The 26,534-nt window shown below is 50.8% G+C and carries 18 protein-coding genes; 6 read left to right on the forward strand and 12 right to left on the reverse strand.

The window, feature by feature from the left end:
- Positions 1-5 precede the first annotated feature (5 nt).
- The 4 genes from Q4E93_RS14330 to Q4E93_RS14345 all read right to left on the reverse strand — a co-directional run bounded on the left by Q4E93_RS14330 (position 6) and on the right by Q4E93_RS14345 (position 6,712).
- Positions 6-3,530: a TonB-dependent receptor gene (locus Q4E93_RS14330; protein ID WP_303586281.1), complete on the reverse strand. Its 3,525-nt coding sequence runs from the start codon at positions 3,528-3,530 to the stop codon at positions 6-8.
- 226 nt (positions 3,531-3,756) lie between these two features.
- On the reverse strand, positions 3,757-4,878 hold the full coding sequence (locus Q4E93_RS14335) for a FecR family protein (RefSeq protein WP_303586282.1): 1,122 nt from the start codon (positions 4,876-4,878) through the stop codon (positions 3,757-3,759).
- Between the two features lie 86 nt (positions 4,879-4,964).
- The gene (locus Q4E93_RS14340; protein WP_303586284.1) at positions 4,965-5,558 is read right to left on the reverse strand and encodes an RNA polymerase sigma-70 factor; all 594 of its coding nucleotides are present in this window, start codon (positions 5,556-5,558) and stop codon (positions 4,965-4,967) included.
- 125 nt (positions 5,559-5,683) lie between these two features.
- Positions 5,684-6,712, reverse strand: a complete 1,029-nt coding sequence (locus Q4E93_RS14345; RefSeq protein WP_303586286.1) for a dipeptide epimerase — start codon at positions 6,710-6,712, stop codon at positions 5,684-5,686.
- A 217-nt stretch (positions 6,713-6,929) separates the two neighbouring features.
- Between Q4E93_RS14345 and Q4E93_RS14350 the strand changes: the two genes are divergently transcribed.
- Positions 6,930-7,604 (forward strand): T9SS type A sorting domain-containing protein, encoded by a 675-nt coding sequence (locus tag Q4E93_RS14350; protein WP_303586287.1) that lies wholly within the window; start codon positions 6,930-6,932, stop codon positions 7,602-7,604.
- Positions 7,605-7,674: 70 nt separating this feature from the next.
- Here Q4E93_RS14350 and Q4E93_RS14355 read toward each other — a convergent pair whose 3' ends face one another.
- Positions 7,675-10,377 carry a 4-alpha-glucanotransferase gene (locus tag Q4E93_RS14355; protein ID WP_303586289.1) on the reverse strand — a complete coding sequence of 901 codons (2,703 nt, stop codon included), beginning with the start codon at positions 10,375-10,377 and terminating at the stop codon, positions 7,675-7,677.
- Between the two features lie 220 nt (positions 10,378-10,597).
- Here Q4E93_RS14355 and Q4E93_RS14360 point away from each other — a divergent pair, with 220 nt between their 5' ends.
- Positions 10,598-10,753: a hypothetical protein gene (locus tag Q4E93_RS14360; RefSeq protein ID WP_303586290.1), complete on the forward strand. Its 156-nt coding sequence runs from the start codon at positions 10,598-10,600 to the stop codon at positions 10,751-10,753.
- Positions 10,753-12,534: a MutS-related protein gene (locus tag Q4E93_RS14365; RefSeq protein ID WP_303586292.1), complete on the forward strand. Its 1,782-nt coding sequence runs from the start codon at positions 10,753-10,755 to the stop codon at positions 12,532-12,534. The genes Q4E93_RS14360 and Q4E93_RS14365 overlap by 1 nt, the downstream gene beginning before the upstream one ends.
- Positions 12,535-12,619: 85 nt before the next feature.
- Here Q4E93_RS14365 and Q4E93_RS14370 read toward each other — a convergent pair whose 3' ends face one another.
- From Q4E93_RS14370 to Q4E93_RS14380, 3 genes are all read right to left on the reverse strand, one after another.
- Entirely contained in the window at positions 12,620-12,838 is a 219-nt protein-coding gene (locus tag Q4E93_RS14370) for a hypothetical protein (protein ID WP_303586294.1), read from the reverse strand.
- A gap of 227 nt (positions 12,839-13,065) precedes the next feature.
- Positions 13,066-13,806 (reverse strand): LytR/AlgR family response regulator transcription factor, encoded by a 741-nt coding sequence (locus Q4E93_RS14375; protein WP_303586295.1) that lies wholly within the window; start codon positions 13,804-13,806, stop codon positions 13,066-13,068.
- The gene (locus tag Q4E93_RS14380) at positions 13,799-14,803 is read right to left on the reverse strand and encodes a sensor histidine kinase (protein WP_303586297.1); all 1,005 of its coding nucleotides are present in this window, start codon (positions 14,801-14,803) and stop codon (positions 13,799-13,801) included. Before Q4E93_RS14380 ends, Q4E93_RS14375 begins: the two co-directional genes overlap by 8 nt.
- A gap of 178 nt (positions 14,804-14,981) precedes the next feature.
- Between Q4E93_RS14380 and Q4E93_RS14385 the strand changes: the two genes are divergently transcribed.
- Positions 14,982-16,769 (forward strand): peptidoglycan DD-metalloendopeptidase family protein, encoded by a 1,788-nt coding sequence (locus tag Q4E93_RS14385; protein WP_303586299.1) that lies wholly within the window; start codon positions 14,982-14,984, stop codon positions 16,767-16,769.
- A gap of 59 nt (positions 16,770-16,828) precedes the next feature.
- On the opposite strand, the gene dnaK is transcribed toward Q4E93_RS14385, so the two are convergent.
- Complete coding sequence (gene dnaK, locus Q4E93_RS14390; protein WP_303586300.1) at positions 16,829-18,742, reverse strand: molecular chaperone DnaK; 1,914 nt, start codon at positions 18,740-18,742, stop codon at positions 16,829-16,831.
- Positions 18,743-19,171: 429 nt separating this feature from the next.
- On the opposite strand from dnaK, the gene Q4E93_RS14395 reads away from it, so the two are divergent.
- Complete coding sequence (locus Q4E93_RS14395; RefSeq protein ID WP_303586302.1) at positions 19,172-21,391, forward strand: hypothetical protein; 2,220 nt, start codon at positions 19,172-19,174, stop codon at positions 21,389-21,391.
- Between the two features lie 55 nt (positions 21,392-21,446).
- Here the strand turns inward: Q4E93_RS14395 and Q4E93_RS14400 are convergent, their stop codons facing one another.
- From Q4E93_RS14400 to Q4E93_RS14410, 3 genes are all read right to left on the reverse strand, one after another.
- Positions 21,447-21,749, reverse strand: coding sequence for a hypothetical protein (locus Q4E93_RS14400; protein WP_303586304.1), 303 nt, complete (start codon positions 21,747-21,749; stop codon positions 21,447-21,449).
- A gap of 51 nt (positions 21,750-21,800) precedes the next feature.
- On the reverse strand, positions 21,801-23,174 hold the full coding sequence (locus Q4E93_RS14405; protein ID WP_303586306.1) for an HAD-IB family phosphatase: 1,374 nt from the start codon (positions 23,172-23,174) through the stop codon (positions 21,801-21,803).
- A gap of 240 nt (positions 23,175-23,414) precedes the next feature.
- Positions 23,415-23,927, reverse strand: a complete 513-nt coding sequence (locus Q4E93_RS14410; protein ID WP_303586308.1) for a GtrA family protein — start codon at positions 23,925-23,927, stop codon at positions 23,415-23,417.
- A gap of 175 nt (positions 23,928-24,102) precedes the next feature.
- Here Q4E93_RS14410 and argS point away from each other — a divergent pair, with 175 nt between their 5' ends.
- Positions 24,103-26,052, forward strand: a complete 1,950-nt coding sequence (gene argS / locus Q4E93_RS14415; protein ID WP_303586310.1) for an arginine--tRNA ligase — start codon at positions 24,103-24,105, stop codon at positions 26,050-26,052.
- The last annotated feature ends 482 nt before the right edge of the window (positions 26,053-26,534 follow it).

A 26,534-nucleotide genomic window follows, 5' to 3' on the forward strand; every position in this document is an offset into this window, starting at 1 on the left:
TCATTTTAGAAAGTTACTCTTACGCCTGTATTTAAAATTCGGGACTGCGGATAATACTGGCCGTTGCCGGAAGTGGACTCAGGGTCCCAGATCTTCATTTTATCCCAGGTGAGCAGGTTAAGTCCGCTGACATAGATACGGAGGTTGCTGATACCGGCCCTTTTCGAAATACTGCCCAAAGTGTATCCTAATTCGATATTTTTGAGACGGATATAATTGCTGTTGCGAAGGAAGTAAGTGTTGTTGCCCGCTCCGCCACCCGTATAGTAGGTATCGCCCCTGTTGGCCAGCCGGGGATCCGTGCTGCTGGGATGATCGACAGACCAGCGATGATCATAGCTATACTGGAGGAAATTGCCGATGTCGCCCGATTCCGTACCAAAGAAGAGGAGACCTCCGGAAGCGCCCTGAAAAAGGATGGAAAGATCGAAGCCTTTGTAGGCCATGTTGGCAACCAGGCCGCCCGTAAACGTCGGGTCGCGGTTCTTATCCAACCTCTTCTCGTCGTTGCCGTCTATCTTGCCGTCTGGCGGGCCGCCATTGGGGCCTCCGATGTCCTTGAACTTCATATCACCCGGCCTTAAAGTGCCGGCGAGCGCAGAATAATCCAGGGTCCTGGTGTCGATGTCCTTTTGATCTTTGAATACACCGTCATATTCGTACGCCAGGAAATTCGGTCCGCTGGTGCCATAGGAATGGCCTGTAGCCAATTGGTATTTTGGCGCCCCTGAGGCCTCATCCCAATAGAGGATCTTGTTCTTGGCAAATCCCCCGTTCACACTGACACTGTATTTGAATTCGCCCGCCTGCCCATTGTATCCCAGCTTGAACTCGAATCCCTTGTTCTCCAGCTTACCCTTGTTCACAGGTGGTAAAAGGCCGCTTATGCCCGAGCTTCCGGGTACGGATCCGGGATGGATCAGCATGTTGTTACGCCGGTTATAGAAATAATCCAACTCGAAGAAAATCTTTGAGTTCATCATGCTTCCCTCCAGGCCGATGTCGGAATTCCGCGCCACTTCCCAGGTGAACTGGTCATTGGGGACCACCGTCTCGGACAAAGTCTTCAGGACCTGGTTATTGATGACCTGAGTCCCTAAACTATATAGAGAAGCAAAAGCGTATTCCTGCAGTGCTCCATTGTAATACACCTGGTCATTGCCTAACTGTCCGTAGGAGCCCCGTAATTTAAGATAGTTGATGAGAGGAACAGCCTTAAAGAAGTCTTCATTGGAAATATTCCATCCGGCCAGCACGCCGGGAAAGAATCCAAACCGCTTCTCCTTCGGAAAGATATAGGAGCCGTCGCTACGCCAGAGGAATTCCAATAAATACTTTTCCTTATAATTGTAGCCTACACGGCCGAAATAGCTCATCCGGGCCCGCTCATAACCAGCGCCCCCCGTGTTCTGCTGATCCGATCCGCCAGCAAACAACTGGTCGACTGCCGAAGAAATAAAATAACGGCGGAAGGCATTAAAACCATCGTCGTTCACCGTCTCCTTGGATAGTCCCGCCAGCAGGTTGATGGTATGTGGGCCATAAGTATGGTCATAGGACAGCAACCCTGTCAGGTTGATGTTCAGTTGATTTTCGTCGAATTGGCTAAGACGGGGATCTGTGAATGTGGATCGCACGGATTTCGTCAGTAAAGGCGTTTTCCCGTCGGGCTCGTAGGTGGCATGGTCCCAGAAATACAGGTACCAGGGCGTTTCCCATTTCTTACCGCGGGTGATCAGTTTATCCAGCGCTCCGGAGAGGGTCAGTTTCAGCCCCTCTATCCAGGGGTTGGTAATCTCTACGCGGCCATTGGTCTGGAAATAATCTTTCCATTGCTTATCGTATCCTGTCTGGTTGGTAGTGATGACGACAGGGTTCTGACCATTTTCAATATCCGGGCCAGGAAGGCCATTGGGCCAAATCTCGGGCTCCGTCGGTTTGCCCCGCATCAGCATACGGAAGATCGATCCGGCGCTCTGTGTGGGATAGAACCTGTTCTCTTCACGAGCCGTGAGACCAATGCTGGTATTGATGTACTTATTGATCTTCGCATCCATATTCAGCCGCATATCGTACTGTTTGTACCCGGTGGCTGAATGCTTATAATAACCGTCCTGATCCAGGTAGCCCAGGGAAGCAAGGTAACGTACGTTCTCCGATCCGCCATTGATCTGTAGGTTATGCCGAACCTGGGGAGACCAGGTCTTTAACGCGCCTTTAAACCAGTCGGTATTCGGATGTCCCCAGGGATCGCTGCCGTCGGCGGTCTTTTTGATATAGTCGGGAGAGTAAGGAGCATTGACCACGACAGCGTTGTCCGTCCGGGTATAGCTTCCTGTGCTTTTAAACGCTGCCCAGCCGGCCGTCCATTGATCCGCCGGCAAATTATTGAAGAGGGATAGCTCATTATTAACCTCCGCATATTCAGGACCATTCATCAGCTTAGGAATGCGCGTAGGCTGGGCCCAGCCATGGTTGAAGTCATACGAAAGCTGGGGCACGCCTGATTTGCCCCGTTTCGTTGTGATGAGGATAACCCCGTTGGCCCCCCTGACGCCATAAATAGCGGCAGAAGCATCTTTTAGTATGGAGACACTTTCGATATCAGCCGAGTTTATACGATCCAGACCGCCTGCGCGATCCGGGATACCGTCGATCACGATCATTGCCCCGCTGTTGCCGATGGTATTGGTGCCACGGATCTGAATGGTCGATCCATCGTAGCCGGGTTCCCCGCTGGACTGAATGGCGATGACACCCGGCAGCCTGCCCGCCAGGGAGTTAGACAGGTTAACGGTGGGAGACTTTTGCAACTCCGCCCCTTTAACAGTGGCTACCGCCCCCGTAACCGTCACCTTCTTTTGTGTGGCGTAACCTACAACCACGATATCTTTCAGGGCATTCTCGGAAGCAAGCAACCGGACATCCGCGCTTGTCTTTCCTTTCAATGGATATTCCTGGTTGGCAAATCCAATATAGCTAAAGACCAGTATGGCATTCGGGCTGGTGACCTGTAAAGTAAATCCGCCGTCATCCCCTGTCACTGTGCCATTATTGGTGCCTTTTTCCACGACAGACACCCCTCTCAAAGCCTCGCCCTTATCATTGGTCACTTTGCCGGTGATCTTCACTGCCTGCAGGGCACGGATACTTTCCCCGGCGTCCGCACGGGTGATGACTACCAGGTTCTCACTGAGCTTATGATAGGTCAGTCCGGTGTTTTCCAGCACTTTATCCATGACGGCAGCCAGTTCGGCATGCTGTACCCGGATACTGATGCCCTGTTCCTTCGGTAGGATTTCGTCCTTGTACACAAATCGATAGAAACCACCTTCTTCGATGGCTTTAAATACCTTTTTTAATTGCGTTTTTTCCAGTCTGAGACTGATATTTCCCTGCCCATAACCATTGTTGGCAAAGGATTGCATGGATTGAACAATAATCAGTAAAATGGCAAGTTTGGTCATCAGCAGGCATTTGATGATTAAACGGCGGTTATCAACCGATACGCCGCTTGCGTTTTTTTTCATAACTTAGTTTTGATAAAATGATAAGAACCCGCTCCGCATGGAGCAGGAATTGTCTTTACACCGGCGGGGAATGCTGCAATCATTCTCCGCTTTTTCGTTAACAGACAGGAATGTGTTAAGTGATTTTCATATAAGCAATTTTGGTTAAACAATAGACGGCCCCATGCAGGCTGCCCGCAATGTCGGAAAGGGAGTCATGCCGGTGCTGATGCATCCGACTTCTATACTAGGGTGTTATGGTAATCTCTTTTTTGCTGATGACATACCGGAAATTACCCGTCATCCGCAATGCCTCCATCACCTGCCGCAAACTCTCATCTTCGAAGACGGCGCTGTATTCCGTATGCTTAAGTCTTTCATCTTTGATAGTCACCTTTACATCATACCAGCGCTCGATCTTCCGGGCGGCATCCTCCAGCGTTTCCTTGTCAAAAGCAAGCTGGTTCTTCACCCACAGGATATCCATGGCCGTACTATCCTTTTCCTGCAGATGCGCTTTGCCCAGTGTCATCACAGGCGCGGGCTCCTCCTTTTGTAGCACGGGCTTATTCTTTACGACGATCGCCTTGCCGTTCTGTACCACCAACTTTTCGTTGGGTTGCAAAATTATCTTCTTATCGGGGCTGCTTCGCAGCGTCACTTCGATAGAGCCGCGGATCAGGACTGTCTCCGTATTCTTTTCGTTATTATAGCTCCGGATATTCAGGCTGGTGCCCAATACCTTTATATCGATGGAATTGGCATGGATGATAAATGGATGGTCCTTGTCCTTCGCAATGTCGAAATAGGCTTCACCAATTATCTGCACCTGCCGGAAAGGGCCCCGGAAATTCTCGTCATAGATGATCCGGCTGTCGGCATTCAGCCATACCTGCGATCCATCCGGCAACTGGATCTTTGACTTGGAGCCTCGTTTTGTGCTCACCGTATTCTGCGCCGTCCGCGTCGCCTCGCCCCTGGGCTCCTGTACGTTTACAAACAGGAATACCAGGGCTATGGCCGCGGCTATTCCCAGTGCCGGCCATAGCAGCCGACGGGTCCACCGGGACGAGCCAACGCTGACCTCCTCTTCCTCCTCCAGAACGGCTGTCGTCTCATAATTGAGGGCAGGGGCTGATAAATGATTGCTCAGCCGCTGCAGGTGCCTGTTAAGCGCGCCTCCCCTCCTGGCATCCGACGGCACGCTCTCCCATAGGCCATGCAGCATTTCCATCCGCACCCCCATCTCCGGACAACGTACGAGCCATGCATCCAGCTCATCCAATTCCTCAGGCGTAGCTTCTCCGGCAAGTCGTAAACTTACCAGCAGCCAAAACCTTTCTTCCTGTTTAAATTGATCTTCCTGCATATAGATGTGCTTATTCTACAGACAATGCCTCTGATCGGAATGTACCAAAGGATGAGGGAATTTTTTTGGGGAGGCCGGACAGCCGCTTAAGAATGGGAGAACCGGTTGATCTCCTTAAAACCCGATTGCAGATAGGCTGGCAGCATTTCCCCGATCTTGCGGACAGCAATAGCCAGCTGATTGCGGACAGTCAATGGAGATATTTCCAGCACAGCGGCCACTTCCTTATATTTAAGACCTTCCTCCTTCACGAGCTGAAAGATAAGCCGGCATTGCGGCGGCAGCTGCCGGATGACACGCCCGATCTGCTGGATGAGATCCGCGGAAATACACATTTCCACCGGCCCGTTGAGCTCGATCACAGCCTCCACGTCCAGCTCATCCAGGCTGACCATCGTATTCTTATAATGCTTGGTAATATAATTGAAGGAGAAATTCCTGGCAATGGTATAGAGATAGACTTTCAGGTTTTCGATCTCCGGCAGCCTGTCCCGGATCTGCCACATCTTTATAAAAACATCGGAAACGATCTCTTCCGCCACTTCCTGCGACTTCACCAGGGAGTAGGTGAACCTGAAGATACCTCCGGACAAGAGCTCGAACAACTGGTTGTATGCTTTCATATCCTCATAGAAAGCAATGCGCTCCTGCATTTCTCGTATGGCAATAGTTTGGTCCAAGTGTAGTAGTAAAACGTTACATGCATCGTGCAATCGTTTACACGATTTTTGAACGTTAAAGGAAAGTTAAACAGCTTTAACGAATTTGCAATGGCTTTCTGTAATTAAATTTATACACGTCTTTCTTACACTTTTTCATATAGCCCCGTAAAATCGATGCCCAGCCCCGGGGCGCGGGGGATCTGCACTTTGCCTTGATCAAAAGCAACACCCGTCGCAAGATCTTCCTTTAATAATAAAGGCCCATCCATATCCACATAATCCAGGCCGGGCAACAAATGTGCTATGGCAGCGCTGCCCACCGAGCTTTCGTTCATGCTCCCCACCATTACCTTCATACCCCAACCGCGCGCCGCAGCGATCATTCGCCGGGCCGGCGTAATACCACTGCACTTTGTCAGCTTTATATTGATGCCATGAAAATAGCCCCTGCACTTTTCGACATCAGCTTCCCGCACACAGGACTCGTCGGCGATCAGGGGCAGCGGCGATTGCTGAAACAATACTTTCATTCCTTCCCAATCTTCTTTCGCCAGCGGCTGCTCCACGAACTCAACATTCAGTTCTTTTAAGACTGGAATGATCTCCAGTGCCTGCTCCAGCGTCCATCCCGCATTGGCATCTACCCGGAATACAGCTGCCGTATGCTGACGCAAAGCCCGCATGATCGCAATATCGTCCGGCGAACCCAGCTTGATCTTATAGATTGGCCAGGGTCTTTCCTGGATCTTGGCCACCATTTTGTCAATCGTGTCGATCCCGATGGTAAAGTCCGTCATCGGTCCCGCTGCCGGATCCAGCTTCCACATATTATATAAAGGTTGTTGCCGCAGCTTTCCCGCAATGTCCCAGGCGGCCATATCCAGCGCACAGACCAGGAATGAGTTGTCAGGTATCAGATGATGCAGATAATGCCAATACCGCTCAGGGTCCGTAAGCGCGTACCGCTCTATAAACGGCCGCTTCGCCTCCAGGTCGGCGATCATTTTTTCGACAGGAATATGATAGTAGCTGATGGCAGGGGCCTCCCCATAGCCTTTTATCCCCCGGTGCTCCAATTCGACGATCAGGGTAGGCTGATGGGTCTTCGTACCCCTGGAAATAGTAAATGGATGACGGAATGCCAGTTCGTAAGCGTAATACTTAAATTGCATGGGCGCAAAGGTACAGAGCACGGGCCACAGGGCAGCCGCCCTGCATAAATTACGGTACCCATCGTGTTTTTCCTACCTTTTTTGCAGAAATGAGAAGATTTTTCCCATTCAGGGAACGTTGGAGGGTTTGGCACGCTCTTAAATGATTAATATTCAACGTTTTGTTTTTTGGTACACAATTTACCTGGTATAGAGCGTAACACGAAAACGTACCCAGATGAAAACTATTAACGCAGCTACCTTTACTACCGCTCTTTTTACCGCCGTGATCATGATGGCCGGCGCAACCAGTGCAAACGCCCAGGAACTGGCACAGAACAAGAGCAGCCAGCCCGCTCTTCTTATGAGCTTCACCAGCCAGACAACGGGCGACTCCGAAGGTCAGCTGCTGTGGACAATGGAAAATCTCACCAACTGTAAATGGTTTGTAATAGAAAGGTCTGCCAATGCCAGCGGATTCGATTCCATCGGCGTAGTAATAGGAACCAACAACACCCATTCCACCGATTACACTTTCACGGACGAGCATTTATTAAGCGGTAATAATTATTACAGGCTTCGTCAGGTGGATATGGACGGCACCTCCAGGTATTCCAGGATCGTTTGCCTGTCCAATACCACTAAGGCCACCGCCAACCAAAATTTACAGGTATATCCCAATCCCGCCATCTCCGTAGTGAACTATACGCTGAACAGCACGACCGCCACTTCCGCAATGGTACAGGTATACAATATGTCTGGCGTGCTGGTCCTTACACAGCAACAGCAGCTTACTTCCGGTGTTAATCAGCAATCTGTTGCTATCTCTCACCTGAGAAACGGAAATTATTTCCTGAAGGTCATTAGCCACAACGGCGCTCAATACGAGCAGACCTTTGTAAAGTATCTCTAATCGAAAGTATCTCTAAACGTTTTCGTTCCTGAACCCCTCTCCCCCAGCCGGACCGCAAGGTCCGGCTTTTTTATCTGCCCGCATGTTCCACATACCCCTTCAGCTCATCATTAAACTCCTTCTCCCTGATCAGCTCCTCCAACGTGAGATGCATTCGGTATCTCCAATAATGCTTCGGATCGGCCGGTACATTGATCCGCTCGTCATGAGGGTTTTCCCGCCGGAACTGCTCGCTCATGCCCAAAAGGTCCTGTAACTGGAAAATGCTCCACTGTGCGGGAGAATGAAGGTGCTGTAACACGATCGCCTTGTTTACCCAGGGTTCACAGAAATAAGGCGCTTCGCCCCATTGACCCAGCTCCTGGTTAAAGAACCGCTGGATCTTCTCCCTGTCCTCTTCCCACCATCCCCTGATGGTGCTCATATCATGCGTGGACGGGGTAACGACTGATAAATAGGGCGCCTCATTCGGATGAAAGAACTCCCGGGCGGGGTTCTTCGGCATGCGCTGGATCTCCAGGCTGAGGATCCCTAATTGCCGCATGACATCGGGCACGCAACGGGGCACCATTCCAAGATCCTCCCCAAAGACCAGCATGTTGGTAGCCCGCTTTAGTGCAGGAAGCTTATGCATAGCCTCCCTCTCCCAGAATGCGTCCTGCCGGCTAAAAAAATAATTCACATAAAGGTCCTTCAGGCCCTGCTGTGTATGCCATTCAAGGTACCTGAACGAAGACGTCTGATCCATGGCAATACGGAAATGGAATTGCTGCTGCCCGCTGCCTTCCACATCCATCAGGATGATATTGGAAATCAGATCATATAAGCCATCCCTGATCCGCGCATGAAGATCCGAATGCCCGACGCCGTTGAACCAGGCTTCCACCTTGCGTTGCGTATCAAATGCTTCGCGCAGCACATAAGTACCATGGTCCCTGCCCCATAGAAAATTCGCCTTCACGTATTCCGAGTCATTCCCGAATAATTCCCAGAGCACTGCATCGTTGATGAACGGCCGGGTATAACGGTCATGGTCAAACCAGAGATTCCTTTCGCCGAACTCGACCCGGTGCACCGGTATCGCCGGGACAAAATGCCCCAGGATCCCCTGCACCGCATCCATGGGTATGCTCCAGATACGGAAAAAGCCCAGGATATGATCGATGCGGAACCCATCGAAATAATTGCTCATCTGCTCAAACCGCTGCTTCCACCAGCAAAACCCATCCTTTTCCATCTCCTCCCAATTATAGGTAGGAAATCCCCAGTTTTGTCCCTTTACGGCAAAATTGTCCGGAGGCGCGCCCGCCTGCTGATCGATATGGTAAAGACGAGGCTCCATCCAGGCGTCGCAGCTGTACCGGTAAATGCCGATCGGGATATCGCCTTTCATAATGACACCGTTCTCATGGGCGTGGTCCGCAGCTTCCCGCAGCTGCAGGTGCAAATGATATTGTATGAAATACTGCAGGGCAATAGACGCATAATGCCGGGTCCCACGCGCCACGAATTGTTCGATGGCCTCTTTGTCATAATTCCGATGCGACTTCCAGGCAGAAAAATCCGGCGTTCCGTTCTTATCTCTCAGGTAACAAAAGGCAGCGTAGGGTATCAACCAATGCTTGTTCTGCTCAAAAAAAGCGATATAATCCGGGTCTTTCTCAAATTGTACTTTCTGTATCTCGTATAATTCTTTGACTGTCAGGAGCTTGATCTTCATTACGGCCTCGTAGTCCACCTGTGGCAGCTCATTTAGCTCCTTCTGGCGTTTTTTCAAAGGCTTGATCAGCTCGGCATATTTACGCCCGGCGCATTTCTCCAGGTTCAGGTACAATGGATGCAGCGCAAAAGCCGAGATAGCCGCATAGGGATAGGAGTCCTGCCAGTCATGATTGGCGGTGGTGTCATTCACCGGCAGTATCTGCACCACTTTCAGACCGCATTTCACCGCCCAATCGATCAACAGCTTCAGGTCCGTAAACTCACCCACCCCCATCGACTTTTTAGTGCGCAGGCTGAAAACAGGTATAGCCACCCCGGCGCCTCGCCAGGTATTATTCGGCAAGTGCACAAATCCGTCGTGAAGGACCGTCAACGTATGCTGATGGGCATCCCCATGCAAATACCGGTTATCTCCATTTTCATACAGCACCACCCGCTTTTCTTTCATATGGTAGACGCCATATTTGTAGACCACCGGCAGCGATTCTTTTGGCAAACTCAACCGGCAAGTCCACCAATTCCCCTCCTGTACCATCAACAGAGGATCTTCGCTTTCCCAATCTTTCAACGCCGGCCCGCTGCCCAAAAGACACAGCGTCTCATCCTGCTTCAGCAAAGGCGCCTTCACCTTGAATATATGCGTGATCACCCCTTTCGTCCGGGATTTACGGCTTTTACCCTTCCTCCGCAGCAATACATCCCGGAATGGAGCGGTATAAAATACATTCTCATATTCCCCCGACCAGTTCCAGGTATCCATCACCTGCATCTCGCCAGTGTCCGCCGCCGGCTGTTCCAATTGCCGGTCGCCACCCCATTCTTCCGTCATTTTTCCATCCTCCGTATGCAGGATATAATGATAGCTGACAGGCGCTTTTGGCCACTGCTCCAACACGACCTGCACATGCCAGAAATCGCTGTTCATATATTGCATGGACAGCGCTTTCAATGGATCCTTGTCCCCCAGGGCCGCTATATTTCCTGACAAATGCAATGTTTGACCGGGCCGAGTATGAAAACGTAGATAGAAATCAATTTTTAAAACAGACATGTAAAGCAATTTTTTTTGCCATCCACATAATGTGTATTTTTTACATTATGTGGCTAATTTATAGTAAAAATCTGAAATGTGTCAACTTGTCACGCCTTTTTTGTTTTCTCAGAAGGTTTTAAAATGGCCGGCAAAGATGTAGGACCGCAAAGGTAATTCATACTCTTTTCTTTTTGAGCCTTTTCACTTAGTTTTGCGTCAAACTTACAACCCTCATAGCATGGAAAAGCAAAAGAAAAACACGGGACTTTATTGGATCCTCTTCCTTATCTCTACCGCAGCTTTCATTTTCGCCATTGGCGCCCATTTCGAATATCTCACCCTCATATTACCTTTCGTCTGCACATTTTTTGTTAAGGCCATGGATATCATGTAATGCCAGCCCCCATTTCGTTCTATGAAGAGAAGATAACTTCATATACCGCTCGTCTCCGGATGGTACGGAAGAGGTTGGCGCTGCTGGCCACCCTTCGTCTTATTTGCTTCCTGGGATTATGCGTGGCTGGTTTTTACCTTATTCCTTCTTTTCCCCGGCTCATCGCCGGTCTGTTTTTTTTGCTCCTGGCGGCCTTCATCGTCCTGGTAAATCGCTATTTCCGGTGGAATGACCAGAAAGCCCTGCTGGAAAAGCTGTTGTACGTCAATACCAACGAACAGGCTATCCTGCATGGGCAGGTCAACAGCTTTCCGGACGGGAAAGACCATTTGGATTCCTACTCATACCTGGACGACCTGGATATCTTTGGCCCCCGCTCACTGTTTCACCTGCTCAACCGGACCACTACCTCTCTGGGAAAAGCCCGGCTTTCCACCCTGCTGAGAACTCCCTTGCTGCAAATTCCGGACATCCAGCAGCAGCAACAGGCGATCCGGGCTCTTACCCAACAACCTGACAAATGCCAGTTGCTGACGGCAAAAGGCCTTCTGGCCGGAGAAAAGGAAGGCAACCTGCATAGCCTCACCGGCTGGCTTTCCAATCCTTCCCGTATCACTGGGCGAAAAGGTCTTACCTTCCTTCGCTGGCTCCTGGTCGCATACAACCTTTTTTCCATCGGCCTGTACCTGGCCACCGATCTCTATGCACCGCTGCTGACGGGCGTTTTGCTTTCCTGGGCGTTCATTGGTTCCTTCACAGGCTATATCTCCAGGCAACACTTGCTTATCAGTAAAAAACAGGCCATCCTCGATCAATATGCGTCCATCCTGGCCGTCTTTAATACGATGGATCCCCAGGGGGCCGCTGCCCTTCAGGATCTGCAGACCCGCACATCGACGGCTCACCGGGCCATTCGCCGCCTTTCCCAGCTGGCATCTTTCTTTGATCAGCGGCTCAATGTGCTGGTGAATATCTTTCTGAACAGCTTTCTCCTGTACGATCTGCACTGCATGGCCGCCCTGGAAAAATGGAAAGAGACCTATAAGGACAGGTTCCACGAATGGATCGACGCCGTAGGCGATATCGAAAGCCTCAACTCATTGGCATCTTTTGCTTTTTCCAATCCCACGTTCATCTACCCCGCTCCGGTGCAAGACACCGGCCTCCGGCTCGCAGCCACCCACCTGGCTCATCCATTGATCCCCGCTGCCGAACGTATCGCCAATGACTGCTCTATTGGAAAAGACCAGCGCCTGATCCTTGTCACCGGCTCCAATATGTCCGGTAAGACCACCTTCCTGCGTACCATTGGCGTCAACCTTTTACTCGCGCAATGCGGCGCTCCCGTCTGCGCCACCGCCTTTTCTTTTACGCCTATGCAGCTCCTCACCTCCCTCCGCGTCAGCGACTCGCTGCAGGAACATACCTCCTATTTTATGGCGGAGCTGAAAAAGTTGCAACGGATCATTCACAGCCTTCGGGGTGGCATCCCTTCCCTCGTATTGATAGACGAGATCCTGCGTGGCACCAATTCGGAAGACAAGACCTACGGCTCCGAACAATTCATACGTAAGCTTTTGCAATATCCATGCCTCTCGTTCTTTGCTACGCACGACTTGTCGCTGGGCAGCCTGGAAAAGGAAATGCCGGGCCTTGTCAGCAATTATTGCTTCGAAAGCATCATCCAGGGCGATGAGCTCCTCTTCGACTACCGGCTTCAGCAAGGCATTGCCCGCAACCGCAATGCATCCTTCCTGATGAAGAAAATGGACATCATCTGAGGATCGACCCCATGGGGGCCAGGCAAAAAAAGATCCCCGCGATAGCGGGGATCAAACTAACTGCTAAACAGAGCCTGTACTATTGTTAATAGCTGATTCCTGTAGTAATGGTGCCCTTTTGACGAGGCTTGCCGGCATAACGGCCATGCTTACGGATATTCCACATATCCACCAATCCGAAAGAAGATTTCACCTCTTTCTCAAAAGCAACTTCCGTTGCCACCGTTTCTTTTACTTCAGTCACCAACTCATTAAGGATAGCAGGTTCCATTGGGACATAACTGTCCATGACATCACTTTTCATAACGTATACTATTTAATTATTCACGAGTGTTGATCCGGGCAAGGAGGAAGATTAAAAAACACCGAAGAATCGTATCTAAGAAAGTGTCAAATCAAACCCTGGGATGGCAAGTGTATTAGACCGTTGCCCGGCTTTGCGCTGCAAATATACGAACAATTACGTTCATGTGCAAGCGATGAAGGTGAAGATTTTGTTAACTGACTTGTAAGTATATGGTATACAATGATTTAAGATAGGCCCAGTTTCGTTCTCACTCTCTCTTTATAGGTGTCCCCTATTGGCAAATACTCCTTGCCAATCACTACTCTCCCCCGCTCTAAAAAGTCGATCCTGCTGCAGTTGATGATATAGCTCTTATGAATGCGGATGAACTGATCTCCCGGCAACATCTCCTCCATATGTTTCATGCTCTCCAGCGAAAGGATCTTTCCCGTCCCGGTGTGGACAGCGACGTAATCCCGCAACGCTTCGATATAGTGAATCGCCGCCAGATCCACCCGCTGAACGCGGTATTCCGTCTTGACGAAAATATGGTCCTGCTTCCTGGCCGGCACTATCGGCGCCGCATCGTTATTTTCCACCGCCAGGGCGGTCCTGACCCCCATCCGCTCTTTTGCTTTTTGCACTGCGATCATAAACCGGTCCAGGGTGATCGGCTTCAGCAGATAATCCGCCACATCGTGCTCATACCCATCCAACGCATACTGTGTATATGCCGTCGTTAGGATCACCTTACACCTGTTCCGGATGATCTTTAGGAACTGGATGCCCGTGAGCTCTGGCATCTGTATGTCCAGGAACAGCAGGTCCGCCTTATCTTCCTGCACAGCCTGTAAAGCTTCCAGGACATGCGTTGTCCGGAGGACCGTCTCCAGCCCTGGCGTTTTCATTACATAGTCCGCCAGCAAGGCCACGGCCAATGGCTCGTCATCCACAATGATACATCTTATGGGTGCAGGGTCAGTCATGTCTCAGTTCGAGATTGATGGAAAAATGTATAGGACCATCCTCCATTGAAAATACGTGCTTGCCGGGATATAAAAGCGATAATCTCCTTTTTACATTTTCCAGGCCGATGCCGCCACCCGGATCCTTCTGCTGTGATCCCTTACGGTTCGTGCAATGAAAATAGATCTTTTTCGGTCCGCTGTCCAGGTAGATGGATAGGCCGCCGTTGCCCAGGTCGCCATGTTTGAACGCGTTCTCGATAAAAGGGATCAGCAACAAAGGTGGGATAACAACGCCCGCCATGGTTCCGTCCGTCTTCATATGCACTTCCACCGGATGATCAAAACGCAACTGCTGCAGACCGATATATTTCCGGATATAATCCATTTCCGTTGCCAGCGGTACCTTCTCCGACGCATCATACAGCATGTAACGTAAAAGATCCGACAGGCCCGCAATAGCCGTTAATGCCTGACCGGAGCCCTGGTACACGAGCGAATAGATATTGTTCAGGCTGTTAAAAAGGAAATGAGGGTTGATCTGGCTGCGAAGAAAGGATAGCTCAGACTGCCGGTGCTGGATCTCCAGGTCTTTTTGCTGCAGCTCCTTGTGTCGGGACCACCGGATAAAATAAAAGACGATCCCAAACACCACGGAAATAAGCGCATAGAACAAATGGTTAAGGAAAAAGGTACGCAGCCGGATACGGCTGCCCAATCCGGTCCGCTCCATCCAATAACGGATCAGGAAGATCGCCGGCAGGCATACAACCAATACCAGCGCAATATATGCCCACGCTCTTTCCGGCCACCATCGCCACAATGCCCAATAGGGAATAAAAGTAAATAAGAAATAAAAACAGATATCCCCGATCCTTGTCAGCCAGGCCCGTCCATTTTCCGGCAGCCAATCGAAGCCCGGCGAGCCATGCACCAGGTTGGGCATATCGTAAACGATATGGATCAGGTGATAAAAGGCTACAAAACATCCCAGTAGCAACAGCTGCCTTTTTTCCATGCTTCAAATGTACCGTTTGCACGCCGGATGAACAATCCCCGGCTCTGAGATTTGTCGACCAACCCCCGTTTTCCATCTGCAAACGCTGTCCGGGAATTGGCAGACGAACCTTCCGCGTTGGCAGATCGCAGTTTACACCACGGCAGCGGCCCCGTTACTTTGAATGCAAACGATGACCATGACCCACTCCGATACCAAAGCTCATCAAACATCCAGCCGAAGGCTCTTTCCATTAATCATCCTCTTTCTTCTGGTAGCTATCCTGGCATACTGGTGGCCCCGTTCATCTCAGGGATATTTCCGCTGTCCCCTGGACAGGCCCCTTCAACTGGCCGCCAACTTTGGCGAGCTGCGGGAAGGACACTTTCATATGGGAGTGGATATTCGCACGGGCGGCCGGGAAGGGCTGCCTGTCTATGCCGCTGCCGATGGCTACATCAGTCATCTGTCCATTGGAGAAGATGGCCTGGGTAAAGCCCTTTTCATCACCCATCCCAATGGCCTCATCACTGTCTACGGCCACTTGCAGCATTTCACCGACTCCCTCGACGCACTGGCCCTTCACACCCAATATGCCACGCAGTCCTGGCGACAGGAGCTTGATCTGCCTCCGGGCAGTTGTCAGGTGAAAAAAGGAGCATGCATCGCCTACAGCGGGAATACAGGTGCATCCCGCGCGCCGCATCTTCACTTCGAGGTTCGCAATGCCAGCACAGGCTGTAACCTCAATCCCCAATTGCAAGGATTGCGTGCAGACGATCACCTTCCTCCTGTTATCGATGGCCTCTACTGGTATGACAGACGGTACAGCACCTATACGACAAGAGCGCAGAAAATTCCCATCGCAGGCAGGAACGGCAGCTACCACACCGTCCGGGATATCATTCTTGTCAACAGCCCCCTCGTGAGCCTGGGCATTTCGGCGACGGATAGAAGTTCCTCCTCTTCCCATCTTTCCGGTGTTTTCGAAGCATCCCTCTGGCTGGACAATTCCCTGATCCATGCCTTTAGCCTTCGGAACCTATCGACCTCGGATACCCGCTATATCAACGCCTGCATCGACTATGGTAAATGGTTCCGTTCTGGCATCTACGTACAGCACCTCTCCACCCTGCCAGGGAATCATGCGCCCATCTTTGCCCTTTCCGCCGGGGACGGGGTCATTCATTTGCAGGACACACTTGTGCATACTATACGCATCCGGACTGCGGATGTACAGGGCAATTACACCGAGCTAACAGCCCGTATCCAATGCTCCGATCCTGCCGCTGTGACAGGAGATGTCCCCCTCCTGCATGCTGCCGCCTTTCGTTCCAGCGCTGTCTTCTCATCAGGAAATGTGCCCTGCCAGCCCGGAAAAGCCATCAACATCGACGGTCCGTCCTTCCGTGCACGATTCACCGCCTCTGCTTTTTACGACCAATTCCCTTTTCATTGGCAGTCGCTGTCCGCAGCTGATCCTCGCTGGCCTTCTCCGCTCATCTATCTGCACGACCCGTCCGTACCCGTGCATGATCGTTTTTTCGTCCAGGTGAAGACTTCCCTGCCCAAAAGTAGTCGTCTGCGTAACCGGACAGTCCTTCAGCTCATCTGCGGCGATAGCCAATACATTGTAAAAGGCAGCTGGCAGGACGATTGGATGAGCGCAACCTTCAATCGCCTGGGCATCCTGCGGCTGTTGATCGACACCGTCGCGCCCTCCCTGACAACCCTCCAATGGGAAGACGGACAACATTTCAGCAAAAGCGCCGCTGCATGCAGCATTCAATGTAAGGATGACCTGGGGCCAATTGCCAGATTCAACGGAGAGATCGACGGACATTGGGTGCCTTTCGCACAAAAAGGGAATACCTTCACTTATACATTCGACGCCAGCTGCCCGGCCGGGTCTCATACACTAACCCTCACCGCCGTAGACATCGCGGGTAATAGAATGCGGCGGGAGATTCACTTCGTCCGGGAGTGAATAAAACAAAAAAGGGAGTGAGGTTACCCCACTCCCTTACCATATAATTAACAACATGCTTACTTCACTTCTTCAAACTCAGCATCCGTCACATTCTCTCCACCCGCGCCGGCTGCATGACCTTGCCCACCAGCGCCTGCCTGCTCGCCTCCGGGCTGCCCGCCATTTTGCTGGGTTGCCTTGTACAGCTCTTCTGAGGCCGCCGTCCATGCCGTATTCATCTCAGCTACTGCCGCATCGATGGCCGCAACATCCTGGGACTTATGCGCGTCCTTCAGCTTGTTGAGGGCCGCTTCGATAGGCGCCTTCTTCTCGGCCGGGATCTTATCGCCATATTCCTTCAATTGCTTTTCCGTCTGGAAAATAAGGCTGTCGGCCTGGTTCACTTTATCCACTTTCTCACGGGCCGCCTTGTCAGTTGACTCATTGGCCCTCGCCTCTGCCTTCATCTTTTCCACTTCTTCCTTGCTGAGACCACTGCCAGCCTCGATGCGGATCTTCTGTTCTTTACCCGTGCCTTTATCCTTTGCCGTTACATGCAGGATACCATTGGCATCGATATCGAATACAACTTCGATCTGCGGTACGCCGCGCGGAGCAGGCGGAATTCCATCCAGGTTAAAGGTTCCCAGGCTCTTATTCTGGTTAGCCATGGGACGCTCGCCCTGCAATACATGGATCTGCACCCCGGGCTGGTTGTCACTGGCCGTAGAGAAAGTTTCAGACTTCTTCGTAGGAATGGTCGTGTTGCTGTCGATCAGGCGAGTCATTACACCACCCATCGTCTCAATGCCGAGACTCAGCGGCGTAACGTCCAGCAGGAGCACATCCTTTACTTCACCCGTCAATACGGCACCCTGGATACCGGCGCCGATGGCTACCACTTCATCAGGGTTCACGCTCTTGTTCGGCTTCTTGCCGAAGAATTTCTCCACTATCTCCTGTACCTTGGGAATACGGGTGGAACCACCGACCAGGATCACTTCGTCAATTTGTGAAGTGTTCAACCCCGCATCTTTCAGCGCCTGCTCACAAGGTTTCAGGCACCTTTCAAACAGTGCATCTGACAGCTGTTCGAATTTGGCCCGGGTGAGCTTCTTCACCAGGTGCTTGGGCACTCCATCCACTGCCGTAATATAAGGCAGATTGATCTCCGTCTCGCTGGAGGAGGACAGCTCTACCTTGGCCTTTTCAGCCGCTTCTTTCAAGCGCTGCAGTGCCATCGGGTCCTTCCGGAGGTCGACATTCTCGTCTTTCCTGAACTCGTCGGCCAGCCAGTCCATGATCACCTTGTCAAAGTCATCACCCCCCAGGTGCGTATCCCCATTGGTGGATTTCACTTCGAATACCCCATCTCCCAATTCGAGGATGGATATGTCGAATGTACCGCCACCCAGGTCAAAGACTGCTATTTTTTCATCTTTTCCGGCCTTGTCCAGGCCATAGGCCAAAGCGGCAGCCGTAGGCTCGTTCACGATACGACGGACCGTCAGACCGGCAATCTCGCCGGCTTCCTTCGTCGCCTGGCGCTGGGCATCATTGAAATAGGCCGGCACCGTGATGACCGCCTCTGTAACTTCCTGTCCCAGGTAATCCTCGGCCGTCTTCTTCATCTTCTGAAGGATCATGGCTGAGATCTCCTGTGGAGTATACAAGCGACCGTCAATATCGATGCGCACCGTATTGTTATCCCCACGGACGACTTTATAGCTCCAGTGGGTAATTTCATTGGTCACCTCGTCAAAACGCCTGCCCATAAAGCGTTTCACAGACATAATAGTGTTCACCGGGTTGGTGATCGCCTGCCGCTTGGCAGGGTCCCCGACCTTTCTTTCCCCATTCTTGAGAAAAGCCACCACTGAAGGCGTCGTGCGACGTCCCTCGTCATTGGCGATCACCACGGGCTCGTTACCCTCTAATACGGCTACGCAACTATTCGTCGTACCAAGGTCAATTCCTATAATCTTTCCCATATAATTGTTTGCTTTTAAGGTTAGTATAATCCTATCGGGAAGAGAATGTCAATCATTGTGCCATAGCAGGCGAAGATGAAAAAATGGCAGGATTATCCGGTTTGGAGGCATTTTTTCAGGGAAAAGAAAATATTAATAAATTAACCCCTGCCTATTGACAATATACTCAAAAGGTTATATCTTGCCAGCCTCTTAATAAAACAACCCGCCTATTCTCTTCGGCGGCCGCCTGAATAAACCACCGGAATTATTGTCGCAATTCTCATTCCCAGGATCCTGGTTAGCTCTGGTTCCCCGATTCAGACCATCCTCTTATTGCTTTTAGATCCCCATGCTGGCGTGCCTTATTAAAACCATAAGACAGGACGGATCGGTGCTTCCTGAAAGGCACCATATTCTTTATTCTTTCACTATTTAAAACACATCTCTATGAGTTACCTTAACCATGATGGTCATTCGGCTACCGTGTCCGAACCCAATGCAGGCCTATTGCAGGAAACGACACATCCCACCCAAAAAAGAATGAAAATCGGCGCCGGGGAGCAGGAGCCTGATGAAATTGATGCACTCCTTGCCATGAGCGACAGGTTTGAGGAGCTGCCGGAAACCGCCAGGCTGGAAGAAAGCAGGCCGATAGACGCCGGGGTTCCTGTCACTTTAACCCCTCCCATTATCCCCCTTCCTAAAAACAAGGTGTACGGACGCTACCGTGCCCAGTCCGGTGTTTTTGAGCTGGAACTCCGCGTTGACATCGATGGCCCGAATCCTCTGCAGAAAATAAGCGGTGACTATTACCAGATCTCCGGCCAGACCAAATCCTATTTTGGTTCTTTCATCGTCGATGGCATTACTAAAACCTTGGCAAACGGGGTCATTACCATTACGGGCGTCGCCAATACCACCTGGTCTACCTCATTCAAGAAAATAAAATTAGCCATTAAGCAAACGCTTATTCTTCAGCCGCTGGCGCCTGCATTCCTCCAATGGTTCCACATTACCACCAATGCCCCGGGCGCGCTGTACGTATGCAACCACTTCAGCTGGGCCTTCAGGACCGTAAGACTGGAGCAGGATCACGTCCAGGGCGTCGCGCCTTTCGTGTCCTATAACACCGGCGCGCTGCCTTCAGGCGGTCCGGCACGGGTGCTCTCCATCAACACCGCTTACCAGGAGGCCGGGGTCGAAATGGTCAATGCTGGCCTGACCAACGTGGCGCCGGTGGTGAATCTCACCCCGCCTGCCGACCAGTGGTCCAACGCAGAACTACACCAGGCAATGGTCACCAATTTCAGCCTCTATCAAAGTTCACCGCAATGGGCTTCCTGGCTGCTGCACGCTTACGAACATGAGTACGGCCCGGGACTATATGGTATTATGTTCGATTCCCAGGGGGCGTCTCAAAGGCATGGCTGCGCCGTTTTCTACAAAGGCATCGGAGGTAACACCGCCGACCAGCAAAGACTGCAGCTCTACACCTGCGTGCATGAACTGGGGCATACTTTCAATTTGTTACATTCCTGGCAAAAGAACCTGGCTACCCCGCCCAAACCCAATATCCCGAATTCCCTCTCATGGATGAATTATCCCTGGAATTACCCCCAGGGCGGAGCCCCGGCCTTCTGGAACGCTTTCCCCTTCCAGTTCGACCCGGTGGAATTGACACACATACGTCATGGATTCCGTAACAATGTCGTTATGGGCGGGAACCCCTTCACCACAGGATCAGCCCTGGAAAACATTGCAGGCCTTTTCGAGGAACCCATCGAAAATCACTCGTCTTTATTCCTGGAACTGGAGGCGAAAAATACCTACATGTACGGGGAGCCTGTTTGCCTGGAAACCAAGCTCAAAACCAATAGCATGGTGAACACCCGGGTAATCAGCAACCTCCATGCGGATTATGGGTTTGTAACCATCGGTATTAAGAAACCCGGCGGTGAAATAAAGGTATATGAACCGCTTGCCGAACGATGCACGATTCCCACCACCACCGTGCTCAACAGCAGGACTCCGTCGATCTACGAAAGCTCCTACATAGGATTCGACAAGGACGGGTTCATCTTCGACCAGCCCGGCTATTACCAGATCAAAGCAGTCTATCATCATGAAGACGGCTCCCGCATCGTATCCAACACCCTTTCGATAAGGGTCAAAAACCCCGTGACTGCAAAGGACGACGAAGCAGCTGAGCTGATGTTACAGGATGACACCGGCTACCTGCTGAGCTTCCTGGGCTCGGATGCCCCCTACCTGCAGAAAGGCAATGACGCACTGCAATTGCTGAATGAGAAATACAAGGACCATCCGCTGTCCGTTTATGCGCAATTCGTAAGAGGGGTCAATGCTCAAAGATTCTTTAAGACCATCACGGAGGATAAAAAGATAACAGCGAGGGAACCCGATTACGGACAGGGCGGAGCGCTCCTCCATGAAGTGATCGACAAGTCGAAATCCGGGAAAGGACTGGACAATATCAGTCTGAACCAGGCTATGCAAACTTTGGCCAAGGCGTATCACCGTCAGGGAAATAAAGAAGCGGCGGACAATATGGCTAAAGACATGGTCAAATATTTTGACAAATTGCCCATTAAAGAACACGTAAAGGAAAAAATACGCAGACAGGCTGCGACCTTGTTCGTGAGAGAATAAAAAGATGCCGGATCAATATGCCGCCCCTGTCTTTCTTTGGGGCGGCATATTTGTTTTATACTTCTTTGATGTCCGTCAACAGGAAGGGCTGGCCAGCCCACATTTCTTCCGGATTAGGCTGCTTGATGGAGCCGCTGAAGATCACCCGCGTCCCCGCTTTTCGCAATTGAGCCGGAAGATTCACCGGCAATAGCAGGACGGCGCCATCCCCTTTCTGCCTGATACCAAAATTATTACCATCTATGAGGGTGATTGCTCCCTCTGCATTCTCCAATGAGCTGACTGTCGGACGGCTGTCCAGCGGGTGCCGCCCCAGATCACTGACCGAAGCGGTGAATTTATCCGCAGAATTTTTCATATTGAAGGTTTTGGCAAGGTGTAAAATAATGATGACAAATTATTTTCACAATTATCTTGCCACTCCTAACACAGGTTTTAGGGACTGGTCCCTAAAGGTATAATCCGCCACCTCATCCACGGCAGATGTAGTGGAATTGAAAGAAATGCCCGTTCCCGCCATTTTGACCATACAAATATCGTTTTCCCCGTCTCCCACCGCCACTGAGTCAGCCAGGCTGATGCCAAATCGGTGAAGGATATACTGGAACATATTGCTTTTACAATGGTCATGATCACACTGGCTGAACTTGTCCTTTAAGAGCTGAGAAGGTATTTTCACCTCCCCCGTAGCGACGCTTTTTTGGAATTCCAGCTCGTTGCCCAGCGTGAAATCCAACCCGAGGATGTTTTTAACATGGTTGGCAATCGCATGGTAGCTGTCGCTTATGATGCCGCATACATATCCCCGGACCTGCAATTCGCGGATCACCTGCACTGCGTCCCCGATCAGGGGAATAGATTCCACAACGTTGATCAGCTCTGCAAAGGTCCTCCCCTCCAGCAGACGGGCGATCTTCTGTGTCTTGATATAATTGCTCTTATCCTGGGAAAGAATATCATCCAGTTCCCTCCGGAAACCGAATTTATCAGCGGCGCTCTTGATGAAACTTCCCTGCAAGAGGATATTGTCCATGTCAAAGACGATCATTTTTTTGGGTTGCCGGACCAGCTCCTTCAATGCAAACTCCACCTGCTCCCGCATCATTTGGGTAGGATCCTCCTCCTGGCGTTTGCCGCCGTCAAATATATTCACCCGTTTGAAGATGGCATTGGCCACCTGCTTGGCCATCCTGCCCAACGTATGCAGCGGCTGCATGTCATTCTCCACTTCCCCTATACACACTTCCTGGATACGCGCCCGGACATGATGCATGTCGATCAGCAACCCGATGTCCACTCCATAATCATTTTCGAATTCCACCTTCTGAAAAAAGGATTTTTTGCCGGCGATCATTCCGCTGGAGGGCTGCTTAAACTGTAGCAGGTGGGGGAAAAAGAACTCCAGCAGCGGTTTTGCCAATATCTCCGTCACCCGTCCTGTCTGCCGCTCGTAATAACTCTTCACGAAATCCGCTTCGTCCTTTATCAGCGGCTCTGTCAGCTTCTGTACAATGTCCTCCGTATGATGAGGGGTATCTCCTTCCAGGAACACCAGGATCTCGTTTTTGGCCATCAGCATTCCCTCCCGCATGGAATCACCCTTTCCGACATGCGTGCTGGTGATCACCCGTACATCCTCTTTTTTTGCCTCGGCGATCGTATTATCCAATGAAAGATCGTCCACTACAATTATCTCATCCACCAGTTTATTCCGCTTGGCCTGTTGAATTACATTCCGTATGGTCTTTTCTTCATTAAGCGCGGGAATAATTACTGTAATCATGCAGTCTTCCTTTTTATATATAACAAAACTTATGAGAGGTTGTTGGAGAGTACCTAAAACTATGCCAGGAAAATTATTATAAAAGTTTGACACACAGCCGTTAAATTTGAATTAAAGCAAACCCCCTGAGGGTGCCTTTCGCGCCCGACGTATACGTATATAGAAAGATCGTTATGGCTATGCACGCCAAAAGTACAGTCCTGTTGGCATGGAAGTTACCGTCTTATTCCTCCCGGGGGATCAATCCACATCCACCTGCTGCCGGGTTTGTTCTGCCTTGAAAGTGTAATTCTTTTGCGTGAGATAGCTGAATGAGACGACGATGATAGTGGTCAATATCTTGGCGATCGTAGGATAGATATGCCATTGCTCCACAAACAACTTGATAAAAACATAGTTGAGGAACAGGCAGATCACCACCAGCACAAAATACCTCCATAGCTGCACCCTACCCTGTAAAGTAGACTGGGTGAAGACGATATTGCGCATCAGGAAGAATCCCGTTGGAAAGCTTACAAGGAAGGCAACCATGATAGATGCGATATGCGGTTTGAATACGATAAAGCCCAGGTTAAGGTCCTGTTTGTGCAGGATAAAATTATAGGCAATGGCATACATAACAATGTCAAGTATGGTATTCGCCCCCCCACAGGCTGCATAGCGAAAGGTCTGTAAAGGCATTAGCTTGCCGACAAGAGGATAGAAAAAATCAATAAAAGCGATGATCCACTTTTTCACCATTTTGTCCGTCATATTATAAAGCGTGAAGATACCGATAAATGGCCATTTTTAGGCGGTTTTCCGATTAAATCCGGTATAAAAAACTGCATTCACCCTTCATTTGCGGTCATTTATTCGTGCAACGCTGATCGTATGGACACTTCTCCGTTTGCCAGCCATGCAGTACCTTCGCAGCCAATTAGTGAAAATGGATATTATCAGCCAGATCAGATCAGCCACCGGGCACTCCCTCCTTGACAGCTATCAGTACCATATAGCTCCTGAAGATATTCAGGTCAATGAGACAAAGCCCGAATTCGAAGGCGATTACACGGTAGTGTTATTTTCTTTTGTTAAAAGCCTGAAAAAGTCCCCCGAAGCCCTGGGCAATGAGCTGGGACAAACCCTGCTGAAAGGCTACCCTCATCTCTTTGCTGCTTTCAATGTCATCAAAGGGTTTCTCAACCTCACCGTGTCCGACATTTATTGGACGACATTTCTGTCCAATAATCAGGCCAACGAACGGTTTGGCCTGCGCGAGCCCACCGGCCAAAAGGTCATGGTGGAATATTCTTCGCCCAATACCAACAAACCCCTCCACCTGGGGCATCTCCGGAATAATTTCCTGGGATGGAGCGTGGCTGCCCTCTATAAAGCCAATGGCTATGACATCGTCAAAACCTGCATCGCCAATGACAGGGGGATCCATATCTGCAAAAGTATGATCGCCTGGAAACGGTTTGCGAATGGGGCCACCCCTGAAAGCACTGGTATCAAGGGTGATCATTTAGTGGGGGACTATTACGTAAAGTTTGGGGAAGAGTTGAAAAAACAGGCCAAACCCTTACTGGAGGCTTTTGAAAAAGGGGACGACAGCGCTGTGAATGTAGCAACACGCCCAACCCTGCAAAGGCATTTGGAAACGATATCTAAGCTGGAAACAGAGATTTTAAAGGCTCCGAACGACAAACAACGTGGGAGCCTGGAGGAGAAATTAAAGACGGAAAAAGCTGAGGTCAGGGAAATTGCTGACAGTGCTACGGAAATAATGAAAGCCGCCCAGCAAATGCTCGTGGATTGGGAAGCCGGCAAGCCCGACGTCATCGAGCTTTGGCGCACCATGAACAGCTGGGTATACGCAGGCTTCGACGAGACCTATAAAAGGATAGGCAGTGATTTTGACAAGATCTATTACGAGAGCAATACCTATATCCTCGGCAAACAGCTGGTGGAATTCGGTCTGCAAAAGGGCGTGTTCTTCAAAAAAGACGATGGCAGCGTATGGATCGACCTGGAAGCCGACGGTCTCGACCAGAAAATCGTACAGCGGAAGGACGGCACGGCCGTCTATATCACCCAGGACATAGGTCTGGCCGTAAAAAAATACGAAGAATACAAGGCTGATCAAAGCATCTACGTGGTAGGCGATGAACAAAATTATCACTTCAAAGTGCTCAAGCTCATCTGCCAGAAACTGGAGCTGCCTTCTGCCGACGGCATCTACCACCTCAGCTATGGCATGGTAGAGCTGCCCACCGGCCGGATGAAGACACGTGAGGGCACCGTGGTGGACGCGGATGACCTGCTGGATGAAATGATCAGAGAGGCCGAAGCAAAGACGAAAGAACAGGGAAAGACAGAAGGATTTACGCCCGAAGAGCTAAAAGAGCTGTACGAGACCATCGGTCTGGGCGGCCTTAAATTCTTCCTGCTGCGGGTAGACCCGAAAAAGAGAATGGTATTCAATCCCTCCGAATCCATCGATCTTCACGGATACACCGCCACCTTTATTCAATATGCCTATGCCAGGATCCGCAGCGTACTGCGCAAGGAAGCCGCCCAGTCCGCAGGCATTCCTCCTGCACAGGCGGCAACAGTCGAACCATCCCTGCTGCCCCTGGAAAAGAAGCTCATCTTTAACCTGGAAAGATATCCTGCTGTCCTCGCCCAGGCCGTTGCGGAAATGAGTCCGTCTGTTGTCGCTGCCTATGCTTTTGAGGTGGCGCAGACGTTTAACTCTTTTTATGGCGCGCACAAGATCGCCAATGCTGAGACCCCGGAGAAAAAAATAATGCGTCTGGAAATTTGCCAGCTGACGGCAACAGTATTGCAATCAGCGATGGGATTATTGGGGATCAGGATGCCGGAGAGAATGTAATACTTGCTTGTTTTTTTGATGTAATAGGTACTGGAAAGTTTTCACTTCTCCGCTTGGCCGGCGACCCTAACCGTTCCGCCGCTGAAATTTTCGTTACCATTGAACATGGGCGCATTGATCAGTGGGCTATTCTATTGAGCATTTGTAGCTGAATGACCGACGCAAATTTAGGCGGACTCCACGGCAGGGTCGACCTCCATGCCCCTGATTGATAAATCCCCACCTTTATCCCTCGAACCCGCCCCATCCGCGGGCAGCCGACCAGCTATGGCCTGCAGGAGCCTTAAATTCGGGCCAGGGCATTCAGGCACCGCCGCCCAATAGAGCTTCCTGTTGATGGATGAGTAAAAGTCCAGTGGTGCCGAATTTACAGCGACGGAAGGCACATAGCTGTCGGGAATAACAAAAGGGGAAAACCTACAGCGCCCGAGGTTTTACTTCTCCGCACTTTCGGCGACCCTAACCGTTCCGTCGCTGTACTT

Source organism: Flavitalea plasmicola, assembly GCF_030546645.1.
GTDB lineage: Bacteria > Bacteroidota > Bacteroidia > Chitinophagales > Chitinophagaceae > Puia.

Coding starts and splice junctions, on each gene's coding strand:
- Q4E93_RS14330 (WP_303586281.1), bottom strand. CDS start 3,530: ATGAAAAAAAACGCAAGCGGCGTATCGGTTGATAACCGCCGTTTAATC.
- Q4E93_RS14335 (WP_303586282.1), bottom strand. CDS start 4,878: ATGCAGGAAGATCAATTTAAACAGGAAGAAAGGTTTTGGCTGCTGGTA.
- Q4E93_RS14345 (WP_303586286.1), bottom strand. CDS start 6,712: ATGCAATTTAAGTATTACGCTTACGAACTGGCATTCCGTCATCCATTT.
- Q4E93_RS14350 (WP_303586287.1), top strand. CDS start 6,930: ATGAAAACTATTAACGCAGCTACCTTTACTACCGCTCTTTTTACCGCC.
- Q4E93_RS14355 (WP_303586289.1), bottom strand. CDS start 10,377: ATGTCTGTTTTAAAAATTGATTTCTATCTACGTTTTCATACTCGGCCC.
- Q4E93_RS14360 (WP_303586290.1), top strand. CDS start 10,598: ATGGAAAAGCAAAAGAAAAACACGGGACTTTATTGGATCCTCTTCCTT.
- Q4E93_RS14365 (WP_303586292.1), top strand. CDS start 10,753: ATGCCAGCCCCCATTTCGTTCTATGAAGAGAAGATAACTTCATATACC.
- Q4E93_RS14370 (WP_303586294.1), bottom strand. CDS start 12,838: ATGAAAAGTGATGTCATGGACAGTTATGTCCCAATGGAACCTGCTATC.
- Q4E93_RS14375 (WP_303586295.1), bottom strand. CDS start 13,806: ATGACTGACCCTGCACCCATAAGATGTATCATTGTGGATGACGAGCCA.
- Q4E93_RS14380 (WP_303586297.1), bottom strand. CDS start 14,803: ATGGAAAAAAGGCAGCTGTTGCTACTGGGATGTTTTGTAGCCTTTTAT.
- Q4E93_RS14385 (WP_303586299.1), top strand. CDS start 14,982: ATGACCCACTCCGATACCAAAGCTCATCAAACATCCAGCCGAAGGCTC.
- dnaK (WP_303586300.1), bottom strand. CDS start 18,742: ATGGGAAAGATTATAGGAATTGACCTTGGTACGACGAATAGTTGCGTA.
- Q4E93_RS14395 (WP_303586302.1), top strand. CDS start 19,172: ATGAGTTACCTTAACCATGATGGTCATTCGGCTACCGTGTCCGAACCC.
- Q4E93_RS14400 (WP_303586304.1), bottom strand. CDS start 21,749: ATGAAAAATTCTGCGGATAAATTCACCGCTTCGGTCAGTGATCTGGGG.
- Q4E93_RS14405 (WP_303586306.1), bottom strand. CDS start 23,174: ATGATTACAGTAATTATTCCCGCGCTTAATGAAGAAAAGACCATACGG.
- Q4E93_RS14410 (WP_303586308.1), bottom strand. CDS start 23,927: ATGACGGACAAAATGGTGAAAAAGTGGATCATCGCTTTTATTGATTTT.
- argS (WP_303586310.1), top strand. CDS start 24,103: ATGGATATTATCAGCCAGATCAGATCAGCCACCGGGCACTCCCTCCTT.